The organism is Lacrimispora sp., assembly GCF_031982545.1.
In the GTDB taxonomy this organism is placed as follows: Bacteria; Bacillota; Clostridia; order Lachnospirales; family Lachnospiraceae; genus Lacrimispora.
Window position 1 is genome coordinate 267864 of sequence record NZ_DALYXB010000005.1, and the last position, 25879, is coordinate 293742.

22 protein-coding genes are annotated in these 25879 nt (G+C 42.7%); 3 read left to right on the top strand and 19 right to left on the bottom strand.

Features of this window, described 5'->3' with window-relative positions; genetic code table 11:
• Window position 1: 1 nt before the first annotated feature.
• The 7 genes from ABS301_RS10710 to ABS301_RS10740 all read right to left on the bottom strand — a co-directional run bounded on the left by ABS301_RS10710 (window position 2) and on the right by ABS301_RS10740 (window position 9799).
• Window positions 2-1771: an ABC transporter ATP-binding protein gene (locus ABS301_RS10710; RefSeq protein WP_349672221.1), complete on the bottom strand. Its 1770-nt coding sequence runs from the start codon at window positions 1769-1771 to the stop codon at window positions 2-4.
• A gap of 8 nt (window positions 1772-1779) precedes the next feature.
• On the bottom strand, window positions 1780-3027 hold the full coding sequence (locus tag ABS301_RS10715) for a hypothetical protein (protein WP_349672222.1): 1248 nt from the start codon (window positions 3025-3027) through the stop codon (window positions 1780-1782).
• 152 nt (window positions 3028-3179) lie between these two features.
• The gene (gpmI, locus tag ABS301_RS10720) at window positions 3180-4718 is read right to left on the bottom strand and encodes a 2,3-bisphosphoglycerate-independent phosphoglycerate mutase (protein ID WP_349672223.1); all 1539 of its coding nucleotides are present in this window, start codon (window positions 4716-4718) and stop codon (window positions 3180-3182) included.
• A 178-nt stretch (window positions 4719-4896) separates the two neighbouring features.
• The gene (gene tpiA, locus ABS301_RS10725; protein ID WP_349672224.1) at window positions 4897-5649 is read right to left on the bottom strand and encodes a triose-phosphate isomerase; all 753 of its coding nucleotides are present in this window, start codon (window positions 5647-5649) and stop codon (window positions 4897-4899) included.
• Between the two features lie 19 nt (window positions 5650-5668).
• Window positions 5669-6880: a phosphoglycerate kinase gene (locus ABS301_RS10730; protein ID WP_349672225.1), complete on the bottom strand. Its 1212-nt coding sequence runs from the start codon at window positions 6878-6880 to the stop codon at window positions 5669-5671.
• An 88-nt stretch (window positions 6881-6968) separates the two neighbouring features.
• Window positions 6969-8000, bottom strand: coding sequence for a type I glyceraldehyde-3-phosphate dehydrogenase (gene gap, locus ABS301_RS10735; RefSeq protein WP_349672226.1), 1032 nt, complete (start codon window positions 7998-8000; stop codon window positions 6969-6971).
• A gap of 128 nt (window positions 8001-8128) precedes the next feature.
• On the bottom strand, window positions 8129-9799 hold the full coding sequence (locus ABS301_RS10740; protein ID WP_349672227.1) for a Na/Pi cotransporter family protein: 1671 nt from the start codon (window positions 9797-9799) through the stop codon (window positions 8129-8131).
• Window positions 9800-10021: 222 nt separating this feature from the next.
• Between ABS301_RS10740 and ABS301_RS10745 the strand changes: the two genes are divergently transcribed.
• From ABS301_RS10745 to sdaAA, 3 genes are read left to right on the top strand one after another with little or no spacing between them, the layout of a single operon-like run.
• On the top strand, window positions 10022-10819 hold the full coding sequence (locus ABS301_RS10745) for a histidinol-phosphatase HisJ family protein (protein WP_349672228.1): 798 nt from the start codon (window positions 10022-10024) through the stop codon (window positions 10817-10819).
• A 33-nt stretch (window positions 10820-10852) separates the two neighbouring features.
• Entirely contained in the window at window positions 10853-11512 is a 660-nt protein-coding gene (sdaAB, locus tag ABS301_RS10750; RefSeq protein WP_349672229.1) for an L-serine ammonia-lyase, iron-sulfur-dependent subunit beta, read from the top strand.
• A gap of 25 nt (window positions 11513-11537) precedes the next feature.
• Window positions 11538-12437: an L-serine ammonia-lyase, iron-sulfur-dependent, subunit alpha gene (gene sdaAA, locus ABS301_RS10755; RefSeq protein ID WP_349672230.1), complete on the top strand. Its 900-nt coding sequence runs from the start codon at window positions 11538-11540 to the stop codon at window positions 12435-12437.
• Window positions 12438-12459: 22 nt separating this feature from the next.
• On the opposite strand, the gene ABS301_RS10760 is transcribed toward sdaAA, so the two are convergent.
• The 12 genes from ABS301_RS10760 to ABS301_RS10815 form a co-directional block, all read right to left on the bottom strand.
• On the bottom strand, window positions 12460-12927 hold the full coding sequence (locus tag ABS301_RS10760; protein WP_349672231.1) for a YcxB family protein: 468 nt from the start codon (window positions 12925-12927) through the stop codon (window positions 12460-12462).
• Window positions 12928-12994: 67 nt separating this feature from the next.
• Entirely contained in the window at window positions 12995-14287 is a 1293-nt protein-coding gene (locus tag ABS301_RS10765; RefSeq protein ID WP_349672232.1) for a TRAP transporter large permease, read from the bottom strand.
• Complete coding sequence (locus ABS301_RS10770) at window positions 14287-14811, bottom strand: TRAP transporter small permease (RefSeq protein ID WP_349672233.1); 525 nt, start codon at window positions 14809-14811, stop codon at window positions 14287-14289. Before ABS301_RS10770 ends, ABS301_RS10765 begins: the two co-directional genes overlap by 1 nt.
• Window positions 14812-14880: 69 nt before the next feature.
• Window positions 14881-15978: a TRAP transporter substrate-binding protein gene (locus ABS301_RS10775; RefSeq protein WP_349672234.1), complete on the bottom strand. Its 1098-nt coding sequence runs from the start codon at window positions 15976-15978 to the stop codon at window positions 14881-14883.
• Window positions 15979-16245: 267 nt separating this feature from the next.
• Window positions 16246-17619 (bottom strand): argininosuccinate lyase, encoded by a 1374-nt coding sequence (argH, locus tag ABS301_RS10780; protein ID WP_349672235.1) that lies wholly within the window; start codon window positions 17617-17619, stop codon window positions 16246-16248.
• 19 nt (window positions 17620-17638) lie between these two features.
• Window positions 17639-20494, bottom strand: coding sequence for a YfhO family protein (locus tag ABS301_RS10785; protein ID WP_349672236.1), 2856 nt, complete (start codon window positions 20492-20494; stop codon window positions 17639-17641).
• A gap of 5 nt (window positions 20495-20499) precedes the next feature.
• On the bottom strand, window positions 20500-20934 hold the full coding sequence (locus ABS301_RS10790; protein ID WP_277408954.1) for a GtrA family protein: 435 nt from the start codon (window positions 20932-20934) through the stop codon (window positions 20500-20502).
• Window positions 20935-21002: 68 nt separating this feature from the next.
• On the bottom strand, window positions 21003-22004 hold the full coding sequence (locus tag ABS301_RS10795; RefSeq protein ID WP_349672237.1) for an FAD:protein FMN transferase: 1002 nt from the start codon (window positions 22002-22004) through the stop codon (window positions 21003-21005).
• Complete coding sequence (locus ABS301_RS10800; RefSeq protein WP_349672238.1) at window positions 22001-22798, bottom strand: sirohydrochlorin cobaltochelatase; 798 nt, start codon at window positions 22796-22798, stop codon at window positions 22001-22003. The genes ABS301_RS10795 and ABS301_RS10800 overlap by 4 nt, the downstream gene beginning before the upstream one ends.
• A gap of 148 nt (window positions 22799-22946) precedes the next feature.
• On the bottom strand, window positions 22947-24137 hold the full coding sequence (locus tag ABS301_RS10805) for an iron-containing alcohol dehydrogenase (protein ID WP_349672239.1): 1191 nt from the start codon (window positions 24135-24137) through the stop codon (window positions 22947-22949).
• Between the two features lie 123 nt (window positions 24138-24260).
• A complete protein-coding gene (locus ABS301_RS10810; protein ID WP_349672283.1) occupies window positions 24261-25169 on the bottom strand; it encodes a LysR family transcriptional regulator in 909 nt (302 codons plus the stop codon).
• 5 nt (window positions 25170-25174) lie between these two features.
• Complete coding sequence (locus ABS301_RS10815; protein ID WP_349672240.1) at window positions 25175-25858, bottom strand: redox-sensing transcriptional repressor Rex; 684 nt, start codon at window positions 25856-25858, stop codon at window positions 25175-25177.
• Between the last annotated feature and the right edge of the window lie 21 nt (window positions 25859-25879).

The window sequence follows — 25879 nt, forward strand, 5'->3', positions numbered from 1 at the left end:
ATTAAGTATTCTTCTCTGCTTCACTCACAGAGGTATAAAGCTGGTAGTACATGCCTTTCTTTAAAAGCAGTTCTTCATGATTTCCTTCCTCCACAATGCTGTTATCGGAAAGGACTAAAATACGGTCAGCATTCTGTATGGTAGTCAGACGGTGTGCGATAGTCACCGTTGTTCTTCCTTTGGAAAGCCGTTCCAAAGACTGGGAAACCAGCTGCTCGCTTTCATTATCCAGCGCAGAAGTTGCCTCATCTAAAATCAGTACCGGCGGATTTTTAAGGAATACTCTGGCAATACTGATCCTCTGCTTCTGACCTCCGGAAAGCTTTACACCACGTTCCCCAACGTATGTATTGTATCCATCCTTTAATCCTGTAATGAATTCATGAGCGCCTGCCATCCTGGCGGCCGAAACCACCTCTTCCATGGAAGCCCCGGGACGACCGTATTCAATATTCTCAAAAACGGTTCCTGAGAACAAGTAAACATCCTGCTGTACCACACCTACTGTGCTTCTCAAGCTCTTAAGGGTCACTTCCCGGATATCCTGACCATCAATTAAAATTCTTCCCTCAGTGGGATCATAAAACCGCGGTACCAGGCTGCAGAGAGTGGTTTTTCCGCCTCCCGACGGGCCTACCAAAGCCACCTTTTCACCCGGTCTGATCCTTAAGTTAATGTGTGACAGAACTGGATTCCGGTCATCCGGATATTCAAAAGAGACATCTTCAAAAGAGATTTCCCCATCGATCTTCGTCAGAGGTCTTGCCCCCTCTTCATCAAATATATCTACATTGGCATCCATCAGTTCCATGAATCGGTCAATTCCTGTTATTCCTCTCTGGAACTGCTCCGCGAATTCAATAATTCTTCGTATGGTAGTCAGCAATGTGCTGACATAAAGAGTGTATGCCACAAGATCTCCCGGCTCAATGAGACCTTTAATCATAAAAATACCGCCTGCAACGATTACCACTACGTACATCAGACCGTCAAACATCCGAATGGTATTCTGGAAAGCCGCCATATATTTATAAGTTTTTCGCTTGATCTGTAAGAATTCCTGATTGTCCCGATTGAATTTCTCTATCTCTATCTTTTCATTGGCAAAGGCTCTTACCACCCTGTTTCCAAGCAGACTGTCTTCTATCCTTGCATTCAGTTCGCCAATATGATTTCTCTGATGCTTAAATGCTTTTCTCACCTGTATGTTAAAATAGGTACAGGATACTGCCATGACCGGAATCAGCAGGAAAATAAGGATGGTTAAGGGGAGATTAATCCCAGACAGGATAATAAAAGAAATTACTGTCTTTAAAAATGCAATGAAAAATTCTTCCGGACAATGATGGGCAAACTCCGTCACCTCAAATAAATCGCTGGTTATCCGTGACATAATCTGCCCGATCTTGGTGTTATTAAAATAATTATCCGAAAGCTTCTGGAGATGGCTAAATGCCTCCTCTCTCATATCCGTTTCAATGGCAGCTCCCATCACGTGACCCGTATAAGCCATATAGAAACTAGCCATACCATCAATGATCCTCAGACCGAAATAAAGTGCCCCAATGCTTATAATGGTGCGGGCAGTCAGTGCCGATAAATCCCGCAGCCCCTGATTGGTGATATACCGAAGAATCAGGGGCAGCACCATCTCACAAATAGTGGTTAAAGACGCACAGATTAAGTCCATTACCATGATTTTTGTATACTTTTTATAATAAGGCACAAAGCGCCTCAGCAATATGCCTGTTTTCATCTCTTTTTGATTCATACGTTCCTCTACTCTGTTATGCGAATGCTTTTTATCAGTTCCAAAGCCCAGTCTTTTTCCCCCGGTTTTCTGCTTACAATATTAATATTCATACGCTGGTCTTTATAAAGTACCTGGGCAGATACTCCATATCTGGTCTCTCCCGGCTTCTCCTCCGGTTCATAAAATGCAACCCTGACCTTCGCGTTATTCAGTTCAAAATCCAGAATCTCCTCAGGTTTGCCCTGTTCAAACCACTGGGGTTTAAACTCCGCTTCTCGTCCTGCAAAGACCGCTGCGTAAATATAGTAATCATGACCGCCGTAATCTCTGCCGTCATAATAATGATCCATTGCGCTGTTATCTTCCTCATCGTACAAAAAATTCCCTGGAAGGGCAAAACTCATATTACCGATCTTACGATAGACCAGATATTTTCTGCAACCGATGGAATCTTCAATATCCATAGGATTTACAGACTTCATCTCCATGGGAGTATGGGAATCAAGAGCACAGATGTCAAGATAGGTTTTATGGGGAAAGGGAATATCCGGATCCATCACATATGCTTTTTCAAGAAGCTCTATAATTCTTTGATTTACATAAACGTCCTGAGTACTCCGCTGGGATGGCATAAAATAACAGGACTGGTTTAAAAGAACCATAGCACTGTTTCTGTAATATCTGGCATCTTTTTGAAGATCATTCCACACAAAAAAATCCTTGGCAAATGCAACACTCATGCCGGAATGAACCATACCTGCAATCTCTTTAAATGAAAAAGACCGGATGTGAGTAATCAGCTTTCCTTCCTGCCTGGATGGAACATAGTAGATGGCAGGCCAGCAAAACATATATTCCCCTTTTTCACTCCAGCCGGATACTAAATCCATCAAATCGGAAAACCATTGGTAAAAATACTTTTGTCTCATAGCCAGAAAATCTCTTTTTATGAAATAACCGGTTCGGTCCTCTACTTTTAGTTTTAGCTTCTTTTCCCGTGCTGCTGCTTCTAAAAATTCTACCACTGCAGCATGAAACCCGGGACCTGCAATGTTTGTCTGGCTCTCTCCCTGAAGCTTACGCTTATTCCAGTTAAACCAGATATATCCTTCCGGACACAGCTGAACAAGCAGCATGCCTTCAATGCGAAAACACTGATATCCCATCTTCTTTGCCAGATCCTTTACCATAAGCTCCGCGGACTGAGTGTTCCAGGCAAATCCGGAAAATATTTTTTTCTTGGGCTCCAAAGAAAATCTGATTCTTATACTCATCTGAAATCCTTCCTAACATACCTTTCTATATTCTATCGTATTTTTGTTAGAAATGGAAGCACAAAACGTATATGGACAAAGTAATTTTCAAACTTTTATAAAAAAGAAGACCACCCAGCAGGTTTACCGGGAAGCCCTCTTCGTTTATTACATTAACGGACAATCAGTGATTTTCCTGTCATCTCTTTCGGCTGTTCCATACCCAGCAGTTCAATTAAGGTCGGTGCGATGTCTGCAAGGCAGCCGCCCTCTCTCAGCTTACAGGCCGGATCCGCATTTACCAGAATGAAAGGAACCGGATTGGTTGTATGGGCTGTAAACGGTTCTCCCGTCTCATAATCCAGAAGCTGCTCTGCATTACCATGATCTGCACAGATAAACATGACTCCGTTCATCTCCTTCACCGCATCAACCGTTCTTCCCACACACGCATCAACCGTTTCAATGGCCTTAATTGCAGCATCTTCAATACCGGTATGTCCAACCATGTCCGGATTTGCAAAATTCACAATGATAACATCGTATTTGCCGGAAGTCACAGCCTCTGTCAGTTTGTCGCAGACAACCGGAGCGCTCATTTCTGGCTGCAAATCATAGGTGGCAACCTTTGGTGACGGCACTAAAATTCTGTCTTCTCCCTTATTGGGCTCTTCCACACCGCCGTTAAAGAAAAATGTTACGTGTGCATATTTTTCCGTCTCAGCAATTCTGGCCTGAGTCATGTTGTGATCAGCAAGGAATTGGCCAAATGTATTGACAATTGCTTCCTTTTTAAATGCAACCAGCTTATTTTTAATTGTCTCATCGTAATCCGTGAAGCAGACATAGGTGAGATTCAGACGCTTCTCTCTCTCAAATCCTTTAAACTCATCATCGCAGAAAGCTCTTGTCAGTTCTCTGGCACGGTCCGGACGGAAGTTAAAGAAGATAACCGAATCGCCATCCTCTACCACAGCAACCGGTGCTCCGTTCTCAGTCACAACAAATGGCTCTACAAATTCGTCATTCTTCTCTGCCACATAGGAAGCCTGAATACCAGCAGTTGCTGACTGGGCCTGATTTCCTTCTCCCTTTGTCAGTACATCGTAAGCCCGTTTTACACGGTCCCAGCGGTTATCTCTGTCCATGGCATAATAACGTCCGGAAACAGATGCTACTTTGCCTACGCCAAGCTCATTCATCTTTGCTTCCAGCGCTTCCACATAGCTTTTTCCTGAAGCAGGAGGTGTATCACGGCCGTCTAAGAAGCAGTGAACAAATACCCTCTCAAGGCCGTTTTTCTTAGCAAGTTCCAATAATCCATAGATGTGACCGATGTGGCTGTGAACACCACCGTCTGAAACCAGGCCCCACATATGAAGTGCGGAATTGTTCTTTTTGCAGTTTTCCACTGCCTGTAAAAATTCTGGAACGGTAAAGAAGTCTCCGTCTGAAATTGCTTTTGTAATTCTGGTCAGCTCCTGATATACGATACGTCCTGCACCCATATTTAAGTGGCCAACCTCAGAGTTGCCCATCTGGCCGTCCGGCAGACCGACTGCCAGGCCGCTGGCATTGCCTTCTACGTAAGGACACTGGCTCATCAGCTGGTCCATAACGGGAGTTCTCGCTTCACACACAGCATTATGGTCGCAGTTATCATTTAACCCGTAACCATCAAGGATCATTAATACAACCGGTTTTTTGCTCATAACTAGTTCTCCTTTTCCTTCTGTTCATTCTATCGTAATTATGCTTATTGCAATCATTGTCTTTCAACACATTATTTTACATGATTTCGAAATTTCTTGCAACCTGGGAATGGTGATAAATTATCAGGAAGCAAAAAGCTGCTCCCTGCCCGAAAGCAGACAGGAAGCAGCAGCTGTGTTATTTCTTATAATTGACAATATCTCCGAATTCCGGTTTTAAGGATGCTCCTCCTACAAGACCGCCGTCGATATCCGGCTGTGCGAACAATTCTGGTGCGCTGCCGGCGGAAACAGAACCGCCATACTGAACCCGGATTGCCTGTGCAGTTGCTTCATCATAAATTTCAGCAATACAGGAACGGATAGACTGGCAAACTTCCTGAGCCTGCTCCGTAGTTGCAACCTTACCTGTACCGATTGCCCAGATAGGCTCGTAAGCGATGACTGCTTTCGCAGCATTCTCAGCCGGTATATTTAAGAATGCAATCTTAATCTGCTGGCGAATCCAGTCAATGGTAATTCCCTGTTCTCTCTGTGTCAGTGATTCACCACAGCAGATAATAGGAGTCATTCCATATTCAAAAGCCTTTAATGCTTTTTTGTTAACGGTTTCATCCGTCTCTGCAAAATACTCTCTTCTCTCGGAATGACCGATTACCACGTATTTTACACCTGCGTCCTTTAACATAGCCGGTGAAATCTCTCCGGTATAAGCGCCCTTGTCCTCATAGTACATGTTCTCAGCGCCGATGTTAATGTTAGAACCTTTTGCTGCCTCCATGGCAGGAATGATGTCGATAGCGGGTACGCAAAATACCACATCTACTTCATCGCTTGCTACTAATGGCTTTAATGTATTAACAAGCTCCACCGCTTCGGTTGGAGTCATATTCATCTTCCAGTTTCCTGCAATAATTTTTTTTCTGGACATAAAATAACCTTACCTTCCGTTATTTATTATCTGCTGCTGCAACGCCTGGCAGTTCTTTGCCTTCCAGGAACTCTAAGGATGCTCCGCCACCAGTAGAGATGTGGGTCATCTTATCAGCAAAGCCAAGTCTCTTTACTGCATTTACAGAATCTCCGCCGCCGATGACTGTGGTAGCATCACTAAGTTCTGCAACTGCACGGCAAATCTCCAAGGTACCCTCTGCAAAGTTAGAGAATTCAAATACGCCCATCGGTCCGTTCCAAACAACAGTCTTAGCGCCTTTTAATGCTTCCTTAAACAGTTCAATGGTTTTAGGTCCGATATCAAATCCTGACCATCCAGCTTCAATGGTTTCTACCACTTTACGCTCTGTATCATTGGAGAATTCTTTGCCTATTACATTATCGATAGGAAGAAGGAGTTTCACGCCTTTCTCCTCTGCCTTTTTGATCATCTCTAATGCATAGTCAAGCTTATCTTCCTCACATAAGGAATTTCCGATCTCTTTGCCCTGAGCCTTCGCAAAGGTATAAGCCATACCGCCGCCGATAATTAAGGTATCAACCTTGTCAAGAAGGTTGTTGATCACGTTAATCTTATCGGAAACCTTTGCACCACCCAGGATAGCCACAAAAGGACGTACCGGATTCTCAACTGCCTGACCCAGGAACTTAATTTCTTTTTCCATTAAATATCCAACAACATTCTCAGATGTATATTTGGTAACACCTACGTTGGAGCAGTGAGCTCTATGAGCAGTACCAAATGCATCGTTTACAAAGATTCCATCACAAAGAGATGCAAGCTCTTTTGCATATTCTTCTGCGGACTCATCTTTGCCGTATTTGGTCTCTTCCACTCTGTAACGGGTATTTTCAAGAAGAAGAACTTCTCCATCCTTTAATTCCTCAGCCACTTTCAGTGTCTCAGGACCAGTTACCTTAGGATCGTTTACGAATTTAACTTCTACGCCAAGACGCTCACTTAAAGCCGGAGCAACTGGTGCTAAAGATAACTCAGGAAGAGGCTCGCCCTTTGGTTTTCCCAGATGGGAGCACAAAATAACTCTTGCGCCCTGATCAAGCAGCTTCTTTATAGTAGGAATCGCTCCGTCAATACGGTTAAAGTTCTGAATAACACCATCCTTTAACGGTACATTAAAATCACATCTTACAAGTACTTTCTTACCCTTTAATCCGGTTAAATCATCAACTGTTTTTTTATTAAGCATCTTTTTATGCTCCTTTCAGAATATGTTGTTACAACATCATAAAAAAACAAAAGGCCCGGTCCTTTACGACCGGACCCTTCGTGGATCTTTAGCCTAATTCAGCAAAGTACTTAATTGTACGAACCATCTGGCTTGTATAAGAATTTTCATTGTCATACCAGGAAACAACCTGTACCTGATATAAATCATCACCGATCTTGGAAACCATAGTCTGAGTTGCATCGAATAAAGAACCAAATCTCATACCGATTACGTCAGAAGATACGATCTCATCTGTGTTGTATCCGAAAGACTCACTTGCTGCTGCTTTCATAGCTGCATTGATTCCGTCTTTGGTTACATCAGCACCCTTAACGACTGCTACTAAGATAGTGGTTGAACCTGTAGGAACCGGAACACGCTGAGCGGAACCGATTAACTTACCGTTTAATTCAGGAATAACAAGACCGATTGCTTTAGCAGCACCGGTAGAGTTTGGTACGATGTTTGCTGCACCAGCTCTTGCTCTTCTTAAATCACCTTTTCTGTGAGGTCCGTCAAGGATCATCTGATCACCTGTGTAAGCGTGAATGGTGCTCATGATACCAGACTGGATCGGAGCATAATCGTTTAATGCCTTTGCCATAGGAGCAAGGCAGTTTGTTGTACAGGAAGCAGCGGAGATGATTGTGTCTTCTGCTGTTAATACATTCTCGTTTACGCTGAAAACAACAGTTGGCAGATCGTTGCCGGCTGGAGCAGAGATAACTACTTTCTTAGCGCCTGCATCGATGTGAGCCTGGGACTGAGCTTTGGAGCAGTAGAAACCAGTACACTCAAGTACTACATCTACGCCAACTTCTCCCCAAGGAAGATTTTTTGCATCTTTTTCTGCATAAATTTTGATGGTCTTTCCATCAACTGTAATAGAATCCTCAGAAGCTTCTACTGTGTGAACTTTCTCACCGTAGTATCCTGCATATCCGCCCTGAGCTGTATCATATTTTAATAAATGTGCTAACATCTTTGGATCTGTTAAATCGTTGATTGCTACTACTTCATAGCCTTCTGCACCAAACATCTGTCTGAAAGCAAGACGGCCAATACGTCCGAAACCGTTAATCGCTACTTTTACTGCCATAATTCAATTCCTCCTAAGAATAAAATTAAAAGTGATCGTTAAATATTAATCAACTACCGTTTATTCTACCTAATATTCCAGTAAATAGCAAGTCCTTTTTTTAATTTTAGCAATTCCTCACAATTATTTTACATTTCATTCTTGACGTATCCGGCAAGATTGTAAGCATGATCGGAAATGCGTTCCAGGTTGCTGATCAGGTCTAAAAATACCACGCCTGCGGCGGTGCTGCACTCTCCAGTCGAGAGACGTTCGATGTGTTTTTCCCTCAGCTCCTCCTCCAGGGCATCTACCTCATCTTCATACTTAATCACCTTGCGGACCTCATCCATATCTCCTCTTCTCCTTGCATCAATGGAATGGGAGAACGACTGAAAAGCCGTCTGACAGATCACCTTAAGGTCAGATATTCCGGTTTCAGAAAATGTCACTTCATGCTCCGCCATATATTCCGCCTGTTCCGCCAGATTTTCTGCATGGTCACCGACACGCTCAATATCGTTGATACTGTAAAACAGGTTGTTGACTATTATTTTCTGCTCCTCTGTCAGAGACAGATTGTTGATTTTGACCAGATATTCCGTCAGCATCTTTTCCATATTATTAATCGTCTTTTCGGTTTTATACACATCTTTTGCTTTATTGACATTTTTAGAAATAACCGCATCGATGGCAAGCTGCACATTCTCCATGGCGATCTGTCCCATATGTACCACTTCCATGGCAGCGGTCTCCACTGCGAATGCAGGTGATTCAAAGATTCTTTCGTCCAGATGCTTCATGGTTTCACTTTCCTGATCACCGGCTTCTTCTGATCCCTTTTTCTCCTCCGGTACCAGCATACCAGACAACTTCACCAGCTGATTTGCAAAAGGAAACAGAATGCAGGTATTGGTTAAATTAAATATGGTGTGGAAAATGGAAATCTGCACTGCTGTAATGTTGTGGCCTGCAATATCTGGCAACGCTATAAATATAAGAAACGATGCAATTCCAAATATGATAGAACCAATGACATTAAAGGAAAGATGAATCGCGGCAGCCCGCTTTGCAGTCCTGGAACTGCCGATACTTGAGATCAATGCAGTCACACAGGAACCAATGTTTTGACCCAGTGTAATGAAAATAGCAGCATTGGTAGTAACCACTCCATTCATTGCAAGGGTCTGTAAAATACCAACGGAAGCCGAAGAACTCTGTAAGAGGGCTGTTACCAGCGCTCCGATTATCATGCCAAGAAAAGGATTATTTCCCAGGACACGGAATGCTTCTGAAAATATCGGCGCGTCTGTATAAGGTGAAATTGCACTGGACATGAAATCAAGCCCTATAAACAGCATGCCAAGTCCCACCAGTATCTCACCGATGGTTCTGGTCTTCTGCTTTTTCACAAATAAAAGAAGAACCGCTCCGATTCCCACAAGAAGGGGAGCACAAAATGAAGGTTGAAATATAGAATATGCATCTCCCAGCTGATTCATGGAAACAATCCATGCTGTAATGGTCGTTCCGATGTTTGCACCCATGATTACTCCCACAGCCTGAGTCAGATTTAAAACTCCTGCACTAACAAAACCAACTACCATAACCGTAGTTGCACCGCTGCTCTGGATAATAGCCGTAATTACTGCTCCCAGGAGTACTGCCATAAAGCGGTTGTTTGTCAGCATACCCAGAAACTGACTCATACGGCTTCCTGCACTTTTCTGCATGCCGTCTGCCATGGTATTCATGCCGTACAAAAACAGTCCCAGCCCTCCCATGAATGTAAACAAACTCGATATGTCATTAACCGACATTGTTACCTCCTTGTAACCAATATGTATTTTTTACTACAGATATCTGACCGTGCATTTATCTGCGCCGTTTAAAATAATACCATAGAAAGATTTCATTTATCAATGGTTTTTAAAATTTATGTAAAATTCTGTTTAAATTTGTGTAAAACAGTCCGTTGAGCAGATTGCATTTCCAGTCATGTTTGTTTATAATGAATTTAATTTTTGGAAAAGGAGACTCCTATGCTGCCAGACTATCATTTTCACACAGAATTTTCAGGGGATTCCACCACACCAGTCAGAAACCAGATTGAACGTGCCATTTTGCTTCAAATGGATTCCCTATGTGTGACGGATCACCACGACTATGACGTAGATTCCCCCATCGATTTTACCTTAGATCCGGAATTATATTTTAATACCATGTGTCAGCTTCGGGAAGAATATAAGGAACGAATCGACCTTCGCATCGGAATCGAACTGGGACTGCAGCCCCATTTAAAACAGTACTATGACCAGCTGCTGAAACGCTATGATTTTGATTATGTAATCGGATCCACTCACTTCATTAACCGCAAGGATGCTGCCTATCCCGAATTTTTTGAAGGCAGGCGGGAAGAAGACGCATATCTTCAGTATTTTGAGGCGACACTGGATAACGTAAAACTGAAAGACGCTTATGATGCTGCAGGACATATCGACTACATCGTCCGATATGGTCCGAATAAAGCAGCTTATTACAGCTACCATGCGTATCAGGATATTATTGATGAGATATTAAAGACTGTAATTGAAATGGGAAAAGGAATTGAACTAAACACCGCGGGTTACAGAAAGGGAATCGGTCAGTCTAATCCATCCGGGGATATTATCAAACGTTACCGGGAGCTGGGCGGCGAGATTATTACGGTGGGATCTGATGCCCACATACCAGAAGATTTAGGTGCAGATTTTCAGACTGCAAAAGAGCTTCTGAAACAATGCGGTTTTTCCTATTATACGGAATTCAGAAGAAGAAAACCGGAATTTAAACCACTGTGATGCATCAAAGACAATACGGATTGGAGAACTATCATGAATGTATTTGACATCGTCGGGCCTGTAATGATCGGACCTTCCAGCTCCCACACAGCCGGAGCTGCCCGAATTGGTAAAACTGCTGCGCTCCTTCTTGGAGAACCGGTAGCAAAAGCGGATATTTTGTTTCACGGTTCCTTTGCTAAAACCTACAAAGGCCATGGAACCGACAAAGCCATTGTAGGTGGAATCTTAAAATATGATCCCTGGGACCCAGGAATCCGGACCAGTCTTGAAACGGCCGAAAAGCAGGGCATTTGTGTTAACATTCATACCGGTACCATTGAAAATGCCCATCCAAATACGGCTTTAGTGACCCTTACCGGATCAGGCGGTGCTACGCTTTCCGTCCAGGGTGCTTCCATTGGAGGCGGCAATATTGTGATAAACAAAATCAACGACATGGAAGTATATTTTACCGGTCAGAATACCACATTAATTGTCATGCATCAGGATGTTCCCGGTATCATCGCCCAGGTCACAAATCTGGTTGCTGCCGGCAACGCCAACATCTGCAATTTCCGGTTAAACCGCCAGGAAAAAGGCGGAATTGCAATTATGACAATTGAAATGGATTCCGATGTGGACCCTTCTTTAGTGCCTGAGATCCGACTTCTTCCTCATGTATACAATACCATTCTTTTAAAACTGGGCTGAAAGAATCAACCGACTGGAGAATATAATGAAACTAAAATATAATACGGTGGAAGAGCTGGTTGAGGCCGCTTCTTCCAGCCACAAGAAAATTTCTGAAATCGTTTTGGAGCAGCAGGCCGGAGATATGGAATTAACCATAGAAGAAGTCTATGGAACCATGGAAAGCAGTTTTGATGTGATGCGCCAGTCAGTAATAAGTGGACTGGACGAAACCCTCCGGTCTCCCAGCGGTCTTTCCGGAGGTTCTGCTGCAAAATTAAAAAAAGCCGTAGAGGAGGGAAAAAACCACTACGGTCATCTTCTTGGCAATGCCATCAGCATGGCACTGGCCGTTACGGAATTTAATTCCTGCATGGGAAAAATTGTAGCTGCTCCAACTGCCGGATCCTGTGGGGTAATTCCTGCAGCCCTGATCTCCGTTATGGATGAATACGATCTCCCAAAGCGTGACATTGTCATGTCTCTGTTTACTGCTTCTGCCATAGGTATGGTCATTGCCAAATGCGCCAGCATTGCCGGAGCGGAAGGCGGCTGCCAGGCTGAGGTTGGTTCTGCTTCTGCCATGGCAGCCGCTGCTCTGACAGAGATTTTTGATGGTACACCCCAGATGGTATCCGACAGCTGTGCCATTGCATTAAAAAACACCATGGGCCTTGTCTGCGATCCCGTTGCAGGACTGGTGGAAGTTCCCTGCATCAAACGAAATGCCATGGGTGTAGCCAATGCCTTTACCGCATCCGAGCTCGCCTTGGCAGGAATCAAAAGCGTGATTCCTGCAGATGAAGTAATATTCGCCATGAGACAGGTGGGACAGCTCATGTCTACCTCTTTAAAAGAAACAGCCGAAGGAGGGCTTGCTGCCACACCTACCGGCTGCCGCCTGTGCAGACAGATTTTTGGTCCGGAAGCCTGCAGCGGAGAATGATCTTATAATTTTATATCTGATATCATTTCTTCATTTTGGAAGAGAGAAAGGCATAGAAGTCATTTTTCTCTTCCTTTAATATGCGGTTGGGCAGAACAAATCCATGTGTGGAATTTAAGAACACCAGTATCATGGAAGGCTTTTTTCCTATTCTTCTGATTTTGTTCCAGCTTATTTCCTGCTTTCCCTCTCCCTCGCCCACATGTATTCCGGTGTCATCAAACCGGATTATGATATCCTGACTGGCTGATGCCTGTTTCTTTGCTTTCCCATAAACCGCAAGAGGCTGAATGACAGGAAAAAGGCAGCAGCCTAACACTGCACAAATCCGGAAGAAATTTCCCGAAGTTTCCCATCTGACTATGGTAAGCGTAAGAATTGCAGCCGTAAAAATCAGATTGCATACACCTACCATAGACCCGTAAATATAGTACATGGACAGCTGCCAGATATCCATGCCTGTATTTTTGTAAGTATACTGGTATTTCATAATTCATTTCCTCCCATAACAGAAATCAGGCATTGAAAATAGCAATGCCTGATTTTATACTTGCTTATCATTTTGCAAATAAGGACGGTAACCAGAGACTGGCTGCCGGTACAAACGTAATGATCAAAAGGGTGATAATCATGCAAAGGTAAAATGGGAGGGTCGCTTTTACCACCTTCTCCATTGGAAGCTTTGCTACCGCCGAACCAATAAACAATACCGCACCAACCGGTGGTGTTAAAAGACCAATACCGCAGTTAAGTACCATAATAATACCAAACTGAACCGGATCGATTCCAATGGAGGTTGCAATCGGAAGTAAAATAGGTGTTGCAATTAAAATAATCGGCGACATATCCATGATACATCCAAGTATCAGAAGAATCAGGTTTAAAAGCAGAGCAAGTACAATTGGATTCGATGTTACACCAGTGATTGCATGTGCCGCCATATCCGGAACATGAAGTGATGTCAGGCAATATCCAAATACATTGGAAGTTGAGATAAGGATAAGAACGATGGCAAGTGTATTGACGCAATCATCAATTACATTCCAGACACCTTTCCAGTCTAAACCTTTGTAAATAAAGACGCTGACTATGAGGCTGTAAATAACTGCAATTGCTGCAGATTCTGTTGCAGTAAAGACACCGCCAACTACTCCGAAAACAACAATCAGTACGGCTGCAAGAGCCCAGAAAGAGATACCCAGCTGCTTTACCAGATTCTTCATGCTGAATTTATCTCCCTTTGGATAATTTCTTTTTACTGAAATTATGTAGGATCCAACCATAAGAGAAATTGCCAGAAGCGCTCCTGGTATATATCCGGCAAGGAACAGGCTTCCTACTGATATACCGCCGGCAGTCGTCGCATAAATAACCATATTATGGCTTGGAGGCACTAAAAGTCCCTCGCAGGAAGAGGTGATTGTAACGGCTGTTGAGAAATCGTCGTCATACCCCTGATCCACCATCATGGGGATGAGGATAGAACCCAGAGAAGCTGTATCAGCTGCTGCGGAACCGGAAATACCACCAAAGAAATAGGAAGCAACAATATTTACCATTGCCATTCCCCCGCGCATCCAGCCTACACAGGCATTTGCCAGAGCGATCAGCTTTTCAGATATACCGCCGGATCCCATGAGAACGCCCATGGTAATAAAGAATGGAACTGCCATCAAGCTGAAAGAACTGATTCCTTTTACCATCTGCTGACAGATTACTGCCAGGCCGCTTCCCTGGGAAAGCAGACACAATACTGCTGATAATGCCACTGCATAAGCAATGGGAAACCGAAGGAAAACCATAAGAAAGAAACTTCCCAGTAAAACCAGGATTGCAATATTACCGCCCATTACAGATTTTCCTCCTTTTCAAAAAGACGTTTGATATCATTGTATAAAGCTTCCAGTTCGAAAATAATCATGGCGCCGCCTGCTAATGGCACCGGGAAGTACATCCAGAACCGTGAAAGCCATGGCATACTGGTATAAAAGCCTTTTGAACCAATACCATGAGCATATTTCCAGCCAACAGTCAGCATAATAAATGCAAGTGCAAGAATGGATAAATCTGCCAGAATATCAAGAACCTTGATCAGATTTTTGGGCAGATAGGTATCCAGCGCGGTCATACGGATATGAGATCCTCTCCGAATGGCAAGAGCTGCGGACAATACCGCCATATAGCACATAAATGTTAAAACAATCTCTTCACTCCATGCCGGGTCAGGGATAAAGGAGATATATCTTCCAGCCACCGACATCGTGGTTATTAAAACATCTCCAATCAAAAGTAGCTTACATATAAACAAAACAATCTTATAAACAATATCATAAGCCGGCTTTATCTTATCAATTGTTTTGAAAATTTCTGGCATAAAGAACCCCTTTCTAATAGTGAGGGCACAGAAAGCTTTCATTTTCTGTGCCCCACTTGTCAACACTGATTATTTCATATCAAGAATCTTCTGATATAATTCTGCATTATCCTTTGTGTTTTCAGCAATTACATCTTTGCAGGCTTCCTGCCATGGTGTAATGTCATTTACTTCAACTACATTTACGCCAGCAGCTTTTAAACCGTCTAACACTTCCTTCTCATTATCCTGGGAAAGTTTCTGGTTAAACTCGGAAGCATACTTAGCAGCCTCCGTCATGGCTTTCTGCTGATTCTCAGTTAATTTATCCCAGGATGCATCTGAAATAATAACCTGAATGGCACCAAGTGTATGTCCGTCAAGAATTATATTAGGAGCAACTTCCTGGAATGCATTTCCCTTATAGTTGGCAATAGGCTGCTCTGCTGCATCAACAACACCTGTCTGAAGAGCGGAATAAAGCTCGTTCATGCTTACGACAGTTGCGTTTGCGCCTAATGCACTTACCATTCCTGTCATAACAGGATCACTGGAAACACGGATTTTTAAGCCTTTAATATCATCAATGCTGTTAATTGGTTTCTTGGAGAAGAAATGGCGGAAGCCCTCTTCACCGTAGAATAAACCTCTTACTCCTAAACCAATATCGTGGGGCTCCATTAAAAACTCTGGAGCAAGATCACTTTTTACAAATTTCCAGTAATGATCACGTCCTGCAAATGTGTAAGGAATGGATAACAGTTTTGACTTATTTGCGCCGTAGCTGGTAAGAGCGAATGCAGAGATACGAGACATATCAATGGTTCCGCCACCGCCAAGCATGTTATCAAGAACATCATTCTCTGCTCCCAGAACACCGCTGGCCTGTAAATCAATTTTAATGGATCCGCCAGACAGTTCCTCAACTTTATCCTTAAATGCCTGGTCTGTTTTACCTACAATTGTGTCTAATGGATTTACTTCTGCATATACAAGTGTTACCTGTGGATCTGTGGAAGAAGCCTCTTTGGATTCTCCTCCTTTGGTTGTCTCGCCTGCTGCTGCGGTAGTCGCTGCTGCAGTGGTTCCCTCAGTTGCGGTATTCGTCTTTGCATTACCGCCACATGCCGTCAATGATAAGGCTGCAATCGCAGCTAGCATCAAAGCACTCAGTCCTCTTTTTTTCATGTTAAAACCCCTCCTTTTAAATTTCCTCGCCTGTTGGGACCCATATTGTTGTCTCATAATCCCCCAGCGAAATTATTCTAACATACAAAAAGTCATAGAACCACGGTAAATAATTGCGAATCCTAGTATTATTTTAACATCTTTTTTATAGGTGGATCAATTTTCTTTATGTAGTATTAACATTGTTTTTGTTTTTGCAGCCTTCCATTTGACATTTCAGTCAAAAAAAGACCCGTACATCTTGTACGGATCTTCATCACTTTTTTCTTATTCCTCCATCTTTCTTTTATAGATCTCAATTACCCTTTTCATTGCCTCCTGGCCAGGAGCTCCGATGGTCATTCTCTTTTCCACACAGGTCTTTAAGCTGATTGCATCGTAAATATCTTCTTCAAAAACAGGGCTTATGGCTTTGTATTCTTCCAGAGTCATATCATCCAATGCGATTCCTTTCTCTATGCAGAAAAGAACCAGCTGACCAACGATTCCATGGGCATCACGGAAAGGAACTCCGTGGTTTACCAGATAATCTGCGGCATCGGTAGCGTTGGTAAAACCATTCTTTGCACTGACCTCCATCACATCCTTACGGAAGGACATGGAGGAAATCATTCCTGTAAAAAGAGCCAGACAGCCTTTTACTGTATCAATCGCATCAAAAGTCAGTTCCTTATCCTCCTGCATATCCTTATTATAAGCAAGAGGAATTCCCTTCATGGTAGTCAGAATGGAAATAAGTGCTCCATATACCCGTCCTGTCTTTCCCCTGATCAGTTCTGCAATATCCGGATTCTTTTTCTGAGGCATAATGCTGCTTCCCGTGCTGTAGGAATCATCAATTTCAACAAAACGGTACTCATTGGTATTCCATATAATAATTTCTTCACAGAACCTACTTAAGTGCATGGAGATGGTTGATAAGGCACTTAAAAGTTCAATTAAATAATCTCTGTCTGCAACTGAATCCATGCTGTTTAACGTAGGACCATCAAAGCCAAGAAGCTCTGCGGTGTATTCACGATCCAGAGGATAGGTGGTTCCTGCCAAAGCTCCGGATCCCAGCGGACAGTAGTTCATTCTCTTTCTAATATCCAAAAGGCGGGAATAGTCCCGGTCAAACATCTCAAAATAAGCACCTGCATGATGGGCCAGCGTTATTGGCTGGGCTTTCTGCAAATGGGTAAATCCAGGCATATAGGTATCCAGATTTTTCTCCATTAAAGCCAGAAGTTCCTTTAAAAGCCCCTTTACTAGAGCGGTTAGTTCATCGATTTCATCTCTGGTGTACAGTTTCATATCCAGAGCCACCTGATCATTTCTGCTTCTTCCCGTATGGAGACGTTTTCCAGCTTCTCCGATCCGTTCCGTTAAATTTGCTTCAACAAACGAGTGGATATCTTCATGCTCCGCCGTGATTGTAAGGGCTCCGCTTTCCAAATCGGCACAGATTCCTTTCAGACCGCCGATAATTTTATCCCGGTCCTCTTCACTGATAATTCCCTGTTTTGCCAGCATTGTAACGTGGGCAATGCTTCCCTCAATGTCCTGATGATAAAACTTCTGGTCAAAAGACAGGGATGCGTTAAAATTGTGAACCAGCTGATTGGTTTCCTTGGTGAAGCGACCGCCCCATAATTTCATAATTAGTTCTCCTCTTTCCTTAGTTAGTTGTATGAGTCCGCATGGGTTTGCGTTTTTTGTTCTTTCCTGCTGCCAGGCCTGTCAGCACCAGAAGTATCAGGATACTTCCTCCTGTAATCATTCCTCCGGCTTTTAAGCCCTCCGGCATATATTCAAGGGAAACTTCATGTGTTCCGGCAGTCATATGAACGCTTAAAAATGTATCAAAGATTTTATAGGGTTCTGCTTCCTTCCCGTCGATCTTTACAGACCAGCCCTTGTCAAAAGGAATGCTTAAATACAAAAGTCCTGCCTTCTCAGCATCAACCGTTCCCTTAATCTGGGTATCGGTCCACTTTGTAAGCTTAAGGGAATTCTTATTTAACACCTGATAAACAGATTCCAGGCCTTCGGGAAGAAAACGGTAAGCACTTGCTATTAAATCCTGATCATTGTCATCATTTCGAAGTGTAACTTCTTCTCCTGATTTTAAATAGCCAAGTTCCAGTAAATATCCACGGCTAACATTATCAAAGTTTTTTGTCTTCTCTCCCAGAAGGGCAGCGACTTTTTCAACCTTCTTATTGCTGACAAAAACATAGTAATCACCATCTGTATCCGGTGTAAATGTAAAGCTCTTTCCCTTTACTTCACTGGGTACTTCTGAAAGCACCGGACTTGCACCCAATACTACCGATAAATCATTTTGAACCTCAGCCGGATTAGTCAGCTCCAGCTGCCAGTTATTCTCTACATCATATGGCATCATAAAGCCTAATGAAAGTGCATAATTATTCTTCCACAGCTGCATGTCGTCCTGAACCGAAACAAGAGAGGATACTTCATTTTCTCCCGCTTCTTCTGAGTACAGCGCATATTTCACAGCAAAAAGTGCGTCTACCAAAGGAGTGCTGCCTGTTATACTGTAGGCATTGGTTGAACTTTCACAGCCAAGCTTTTTGAAAAATTTAGACAGATCCGCGTTGGCGGTGGACGAAAACAGGGATACTGATGGAAAATTCATCCATGCACCGTCGTTCTTGGTTTTTCTTGTAACCTTTTCCACCCTGTAAAAATCCGGGTTAGGCAGCAGACCTTCTGTTAAGTCTATGGAGGCCTTATTATCTTTTACATAGTTTGTACGGCTTGTAGTTGTTACACTTGTAACTGTAGTATTGACTGCTGCCTCCAAAGCTACCACTCCAAGAGCCAGCAAAATAAGTACATTCCGGTTGATTCCTCTCTGATAAAGACTGATCAGTCCTGTATAAACTGCCAAAAAAATTATGGCAACATAAAAGATAGAAAAATGGAAGGCATCGTCTGTAATCAGTTTCTGAGCCATAATCACAAAGATTACAGTGGCAAAAAAGGCTGTTACAACATGTTTCCATGGTATCTCATGTAAATAGATATAAGCATGATATCCTGCTGTCAGTATGAGAAAAATATAGATAAAGGACTGCCTGCAGGGAAGGCTGTTTGGATAATGAAATCCATGCCAGATAAAATTAAGTACATTAACGGAGAAGCTGGCATAAAAAAACAATAAAAGGGAGCACATGACAATCTTATCCCTCTGCCGGATCTTTCTGCATCCAAGATACAAAAGGAAAAAGATAAGAATTGCCACTCCACAGTAAATATTCGGCCAGTGATCCAGTCCGATTTCTGTTTCCACTGCTGGCAAATGTCTTGCTATCATATCAAAGATGGAAAAATAGGAGCTGAATGTCTGGGGAAAGTTAATATCTCCAGACGCAGTCATCTTCATGGCATAGATTTCAGGCAGCAGTACTACTGCAGCCAATCCTCCTGCAAGAAGTGAATACACTGCAAAATGAACCCCGTTTATCAGAACCTCTTTCCAAGGTTTTCTTCCTTCCAGAATCAGAAGTGCCAGGAAATAGAAAACCATAAAAATACATATCATAATAGATATGTAATAATTCGATAAAATTGATATCCCAAGTGCAATGCAGTAAAGAATGCATTTCTTTTCCTGAACCAGTTTTTCTAATCCAAGCATAATAAGCGGGAACAAAAGAATACAGTCCAGCCACATAATATTCCAGCTATACGCTGCCATATACCCGGATAATGCATAAAAGATCCCAAAGAAAGCGATTCCAAAATCAACTGTCCTAAAATGCCTGCGCAGATACCAGGAAAAAGCAAGGCCGCTTAATCCAATCTTTACCACAATCATATAGGTCATGAATTCAATGATAAATTTTTTCGGACAGAGAACGATCAGCCAGTTTAAGGGACTTGCCAGATAATAGGAATAAAGAGCTGCAAAATTAACTCCCATACCAATATCCCAGCTATATAACAGGCTGCCTCCATGAGTCAGCTTATACTGGAACTCAGAGAAAAAAGGCGCATACTGATGATACATATCCGTTCTTAAAAAGCTTTCTTCTCCAAAGGGAAAGATCCCTCTCTGGGCAAATATAATGATCATGATAATAACAGGCACAAAAAAGGCGGCAATCAGACCATCCGAGTCCTTTACCAGACTTCCACTTCTATGCTCTTTTTTCCGAAAGGAACGGGAAACCTCCTGGTGCTCTTCTTCAGAAGGATCTTCCCCGATTTCTTCCTCTGTATTTACATATTCGTCAACGGGATAATATTCACTGTCTTCATTGGAATCATCAAAATCATAAAGTTCTTCCATTCCTTCTACCGGAACCTCCAGCCTTATGACAGGCATGGATTCATAATCCGGTTGTTCTTCTCCCTCGTCCCCCCAAAAACCTGTATCCTGTCTGTCATCCGTTTTTTTCCCTTCCCGGATGTCTCGTGTTTTATCTTTTTTTTCATCTGATGTCATCTTAAGAATATCCTCTAATTCCTTTGAAATCTTTTCAATATCGTCATCGCGTTCCATTTTACTTACCTCTCTTTACAAGGGGGAACCTCACTCTTTCGGAATATGAAAAGCTTACTGAATACATAATTTACAATCACAACAACGATGGACACCAGTATTTTGCTTACATATTCATCCATATTGAGCCAGGAAACCATTATCACCATAAGAACCATTTCCATGACGCCTGATGCAGCCCTGCATGCAGTAAAGGAAATGATCTCCTTTACCACAAATCCCAGATGCAGATCATAGCTTTGAAATACAAAGATTTTATTAACACCAAATGCAAACAGCACAGAAACCAGCCAGGCTGCTGCAGTACTGATCCGATAGTCGACTCCGGCCTTCACCATTCCAACATACACGATCCAGTTGACTACCGTGGTAAGGACACCAAATACCAAATAGGATATGACCTCCCGGTTCATAACCTTGTCCCATATTTTTTTAATCATAATAGCTGTTCTCCTGTAAAACACATTTCCTCTATTGTATTATAGGCGCCGGAAATTGTAAAGGGAATCTAAGGGGACGTTACCAGAAAGTCCTTAGCCCCCTCTGTATAGTGTACCTTGCCATCCTCGGTAATAAAAACGCCATAAACATCATCCATGGAATTTAACAGCTCCATTCCCTTTTCCAGGCCCATAGAAAAACATGTGGTGGATAATGCGTCCCCATCAACCGAAAGCTTTGAAAGAATGGTGACGGAAACCAGCCCGTTCTCATAGGGAAAGCCATCTCTGGGATTTAAAATATGATGATAGTTCACCCCGTCTTTTTCAAAATGGCGCTCATAAACCCCGGAGGATACCACAGACATATCTTCTATATTCAACGTTTCAATGGTCTCATTTCTGTCTGCATAGGGCTTTTGCAGACCAATCTTAAAAGGGCTTCCATCTGGTTTTTTCCCCACACAGAGTACATTTCCACCCAGATTAATCACTGCACTTTTCACTCCCTGCTCAAGAAGATAATCTTTCATGCGGTCTGCTATATAGCCCTTTGCAATTGCCCCCAGGTCAATGGAAGAATCCGGAGATAAAAAGTTAAGGGTATCATCTTCAAGCTTTAAATTCTGGTAACCTACTTTTTTCACCGCAGCACTGATTTCATCCGAAGGGGGAATAACGGGATTTGAAGCAGTAAAGTCCCATAAAGAAGACAACGGTTCAATGGTAATATCAAAATCACCATTGGATATTTTGGAATAATAAAGCCCCTTGGAAAGCAGGGCTGTCATATCCGGTGACAACTTCACAGATGTTTCCTGTTCAGGTCTGTGATTGATTTTATAAACTTCACTGGTTTCAATGGTTTTACTGAAAATATTTTCATAGGAACGGCACAGATCCAGACATTCCTTTAATATTTTAGGATCATCGTTATCATAAAGGGTAACTGTTACAAATGTATTTAACAAAAATCCAGATTTACTGATTGGCTCTATTTTTCTATGACATCCGGTAAGAAGACTGACGGCCAGGCAGACCGCCAAAATCGCTGCTTTTCCTTTTTTCATTCCTGATCCTCCAATTTATTACCGGCTTCCCTTGCGTGTTCCACAAACATCCGGCGTACACCTTCAATTTCCCCCATTCCTTTCAACCGGCAGATCACATCATAACCATCTGCTTCCAGCCGGCTTTTCCACGAATCACTGTCGTTTCCAGCCATATCATTATGAGCATGATCTCCGCATACAATCATCATGGGCTGAAGAACGACTCGTCTTGACTGTTTCCTTTTTAGTGCTTCTATTACATCCTCAATGGAGGGTTCTGCTTCTACCGTTCCCACATGATACCTGGTATATCCCTGTTTCTTTAAAATTCCGGCCAGGCGATCATAGGCGGCATTGGCTTCATGCTCGGAACCATGGCCCATAAACACAATCTCCGTACCTTCCGAATCATATTCCTTTGTATCTTCCGTCAAAATCTCTGTAAGTTTTAAATAATCTTCCTCAGAAGAAAGAAGAGGAGCACCGATCATCAACTGGTCAAACGAATCTTCCTGTTTTTTTACAGCATTGACGATACAGTCATATTCTTCTCCACCCATTACAAGAGTCGGTTGGATCAACACCCGTTTAAAGCCTTCTGCTGCCAGCTTTTCCATGGCTTCTTCTACTCCGTCAATCATAATATTATCCCGTTTTCTTAATATATCTATAATGATCCGGCTGGTAAAAGCCCGTCTTAATTCATAAGTAGGGAATTCAGCTGCTACAGCCTGTTCAATGGCTTCTATGGTCTTGCTTCTGCTTTCGTTATAACTTGTCCCAAAGCTCACTACTAGTAATGCCTGTTTCATCTTTCTGGTCCACACTTTCTAATCTTTTTCCTGACTACCATATCACAGATGATTTTTGCTGTCAAATTCCTTTTTACGCACCACAGGCGCAGAACCAAACGGTTCTGCGCCTGTGATACACATTGCATACATTTTATTGGAGATTATCTTAAAAATCTACCTCTTTATCATAGTAACAACAGGTTAACAGCTTCTCCATCTCAGCCGGGGTAATTGCCCGTGGGTTGGAGCCGGTGCATGCATCACCAACTGCTAACTCAGCTACTGCCGCTAATTTATCATTGAACTCTGCTTCGTCAATGATTCCGCCTTCATATTCCTTAATACAGGTAGGAATATCCAGCACCTTGTTCATGGAACGGATCTCAGCAATTAATGCATCAACCAGTTCTTCATCTGTACTGCCCTCTAAACCAATGAAACGGGCAATCTCACCATAACGCTTTGCTGCCTCAGCGTCTTTGGCATTAAACTTAATAACTTTCGGAAGATACATCGCATTGGCACAGCCATGCACAATGTGTCCGCCGGAATAAGCAGCTCCTGTTTTATGAGCCATGGAATGTACGATTCCAAGGAGTGCATTGGAAAATGCCATACCTGCAAGACACTGTGCATTATGCATACGGTCACGTGCAGCCATATCCCCGTTATAGGAATCAATTAAATCATTATGTATCATCTTGATCGCATGAAGCGCAAGAGGATCGGTATAATCGCAGTGAAGTGTGGAAACATATGCTTCCATTGCATGGGTAATTGCATCCATACCGGTATGAGCTGTCAGCTTTTTAGGCATGGTCTCAGCAAGATCCGGGTCAACAATTGCCACATCGGGTGTTATATTAAAGTCAGCAAGGGGATACTTGATGCCCTTGTGATAATCGGTAATAACGCTGAATGCCGTAACTTCGGTAGCAGTACCGGAAGTAGAAGGAATGGCGCAGAACTGTGCTTTTGTTCTTAAAGTCGGGAAATTAAAAGGAATGCATAAATCCTCAAAAGTTGTATCTGGGTATTCATAAAATGCCCACATTGCTTTTGCCGCATCAATGGGTGATCCGCCGCCGATTGCAACGATCCAGTCCGGTTCAAACTCCCGCATCATCTGGGCACCCTTCATTACGGTTTCAACGCTGGGATCAGGCTCTACCCCTTCAAACAATTTTACTTCTAATCCAGCTTCTTTTAAATATGCTTCCACTCTGTCAAGAAAGCCAAAACGCTTCATAGAACCGCCGCCTACGACAACAATTGCTTTCTTTCCCTTTAAGTTTTTTATTTCCTCCAGGGAGCCTTTTCCATGATAAAGGTCTCTGGGTAATGTAAATCTAGCCATTGTAAAACCCTCCTTGTGAAATTCCTGTCGTTTCTATGAGATAATTGTAGTTCAAACAGAGAGGAATTACAAAGGTAAAAAAATATATATCAGTATATAAATACTGATATATATTTAACATTCTTATTCTGCCAATTTTCCCTTTACACTGCTTAACTGTTCAAGAAATTTCTTATCCCAGCCGGTAAGTGAATACCCTTTCCGGCAAATGACCGAATCCCTGAAACGTTTCTTTTTAACGCATTGTTTTTCCACCAGCTGATACTGCTTTAGCAGCTCTTCCGGCATGGGAGATACCCACATATAGGTCAATTGATTGTCACACAAAAGCTGAAACTGGCTGCCCCGTTCATATACATAAATTCTCTTTGGGGATTTGGGATATTTCATTCCCGCTCCAATATCATCGTTTTTGCTGGAAACAATATCTCCGTGGACTATCTCAATAAAATTCATTAAATCTTCTGCTTCTATCACACTCTTATCTGCAAGAGGATGGACGTTTGACATCAGGACCCTTAAAGAATACTCAAAAACAGATTCCATAATCAGACCCTTTGCAGCAGTCTCCCTTGCATAATACTTTTCAGAAGCAACCGGATACCGGATGATACCAAGATTGTACTCTCCTGTCTCCACATCTCTGATGGTATCTGTGGAATTGGTCTCCCGAAGCCATACGTTCATCATGGATTCTTCGCCGATTTCCTTTATAAAACCAGAAAATGCAGTGCTGATATAACTGGCTCTGGGCATAGATAAAGAAAACTCCACACCGCTTCCATCTCCTGTTTTATACAGATGTTCCATTTCATCGATCTGAATCAGAACATTTCTTGCATGTTCTAGAAAGATTCTTCCTCTGGCAGTGGGCACAACTCCTTTGGAAGTCCGTTTAAAGATAGGCGCTCCAAGGCCTTCTTCCAGAGTCTTGATCGCCTTGCTGAGATTCGGCTGATCCATGTATAAATTAGCTGCTGCCTGTGTAATGGAACCGGTCTTTTCCACTTCAACCGCATACTGCAATAGCACGGTATTCAATCATCTTCCTCCTTTGTCTCCTGCCAACCGTTCTTTTCCACTTCATACAGATACTTTGACAGTGCAGCAAGCGATACTGCCATATTCTCATTTTGAACCAGTATATGGGGCGGTACAGTCAGATGAACCGGAGCAAAATTCCAGATGGCCTTCACTCCTCCTGCCACCAGCCTGTCGCATACCCCCTGGGCATATTCAGCAGGAACGGTAATAATCCCAATGTGTATATTCATACGCTGACAAAGGTTCTCCAGTTTATCCATGGAAATCACCATCTTTCCGCCGATTCTGGTATTCACCTTTCTTCCGTCAGCATCAAAAGCCATAACAATTTCAACTCCGTACTGTTCAAATCCTTTATAGGAAAGCAATGCTTTTCCTAAATATCCCACGCCTACCAGCGCTGCCTGATTGGTGTTATGAAATCCCAGAAATTCCTCCATATCTGCAATTAATTCCTTAATTACATATCCCATTTTAGGCTTTCCTGCTGTTTTGGCTACTAATGCCAGATCTTTTCGGACCTGAACCTCATTTAACTGAAGATCCAAAGCAATGGCAGGTGCGGAAATGGTTTCTAATCCATCGCTGCTTTTCTTTTCCAGATAATGATGATAAACGGGAAGGCGCTCCAGCGATTTTCTGGATATTCCTCCTACCATATGTTTCTTTTCTTCCATAAAATCTTCCCCCAGTCTCAT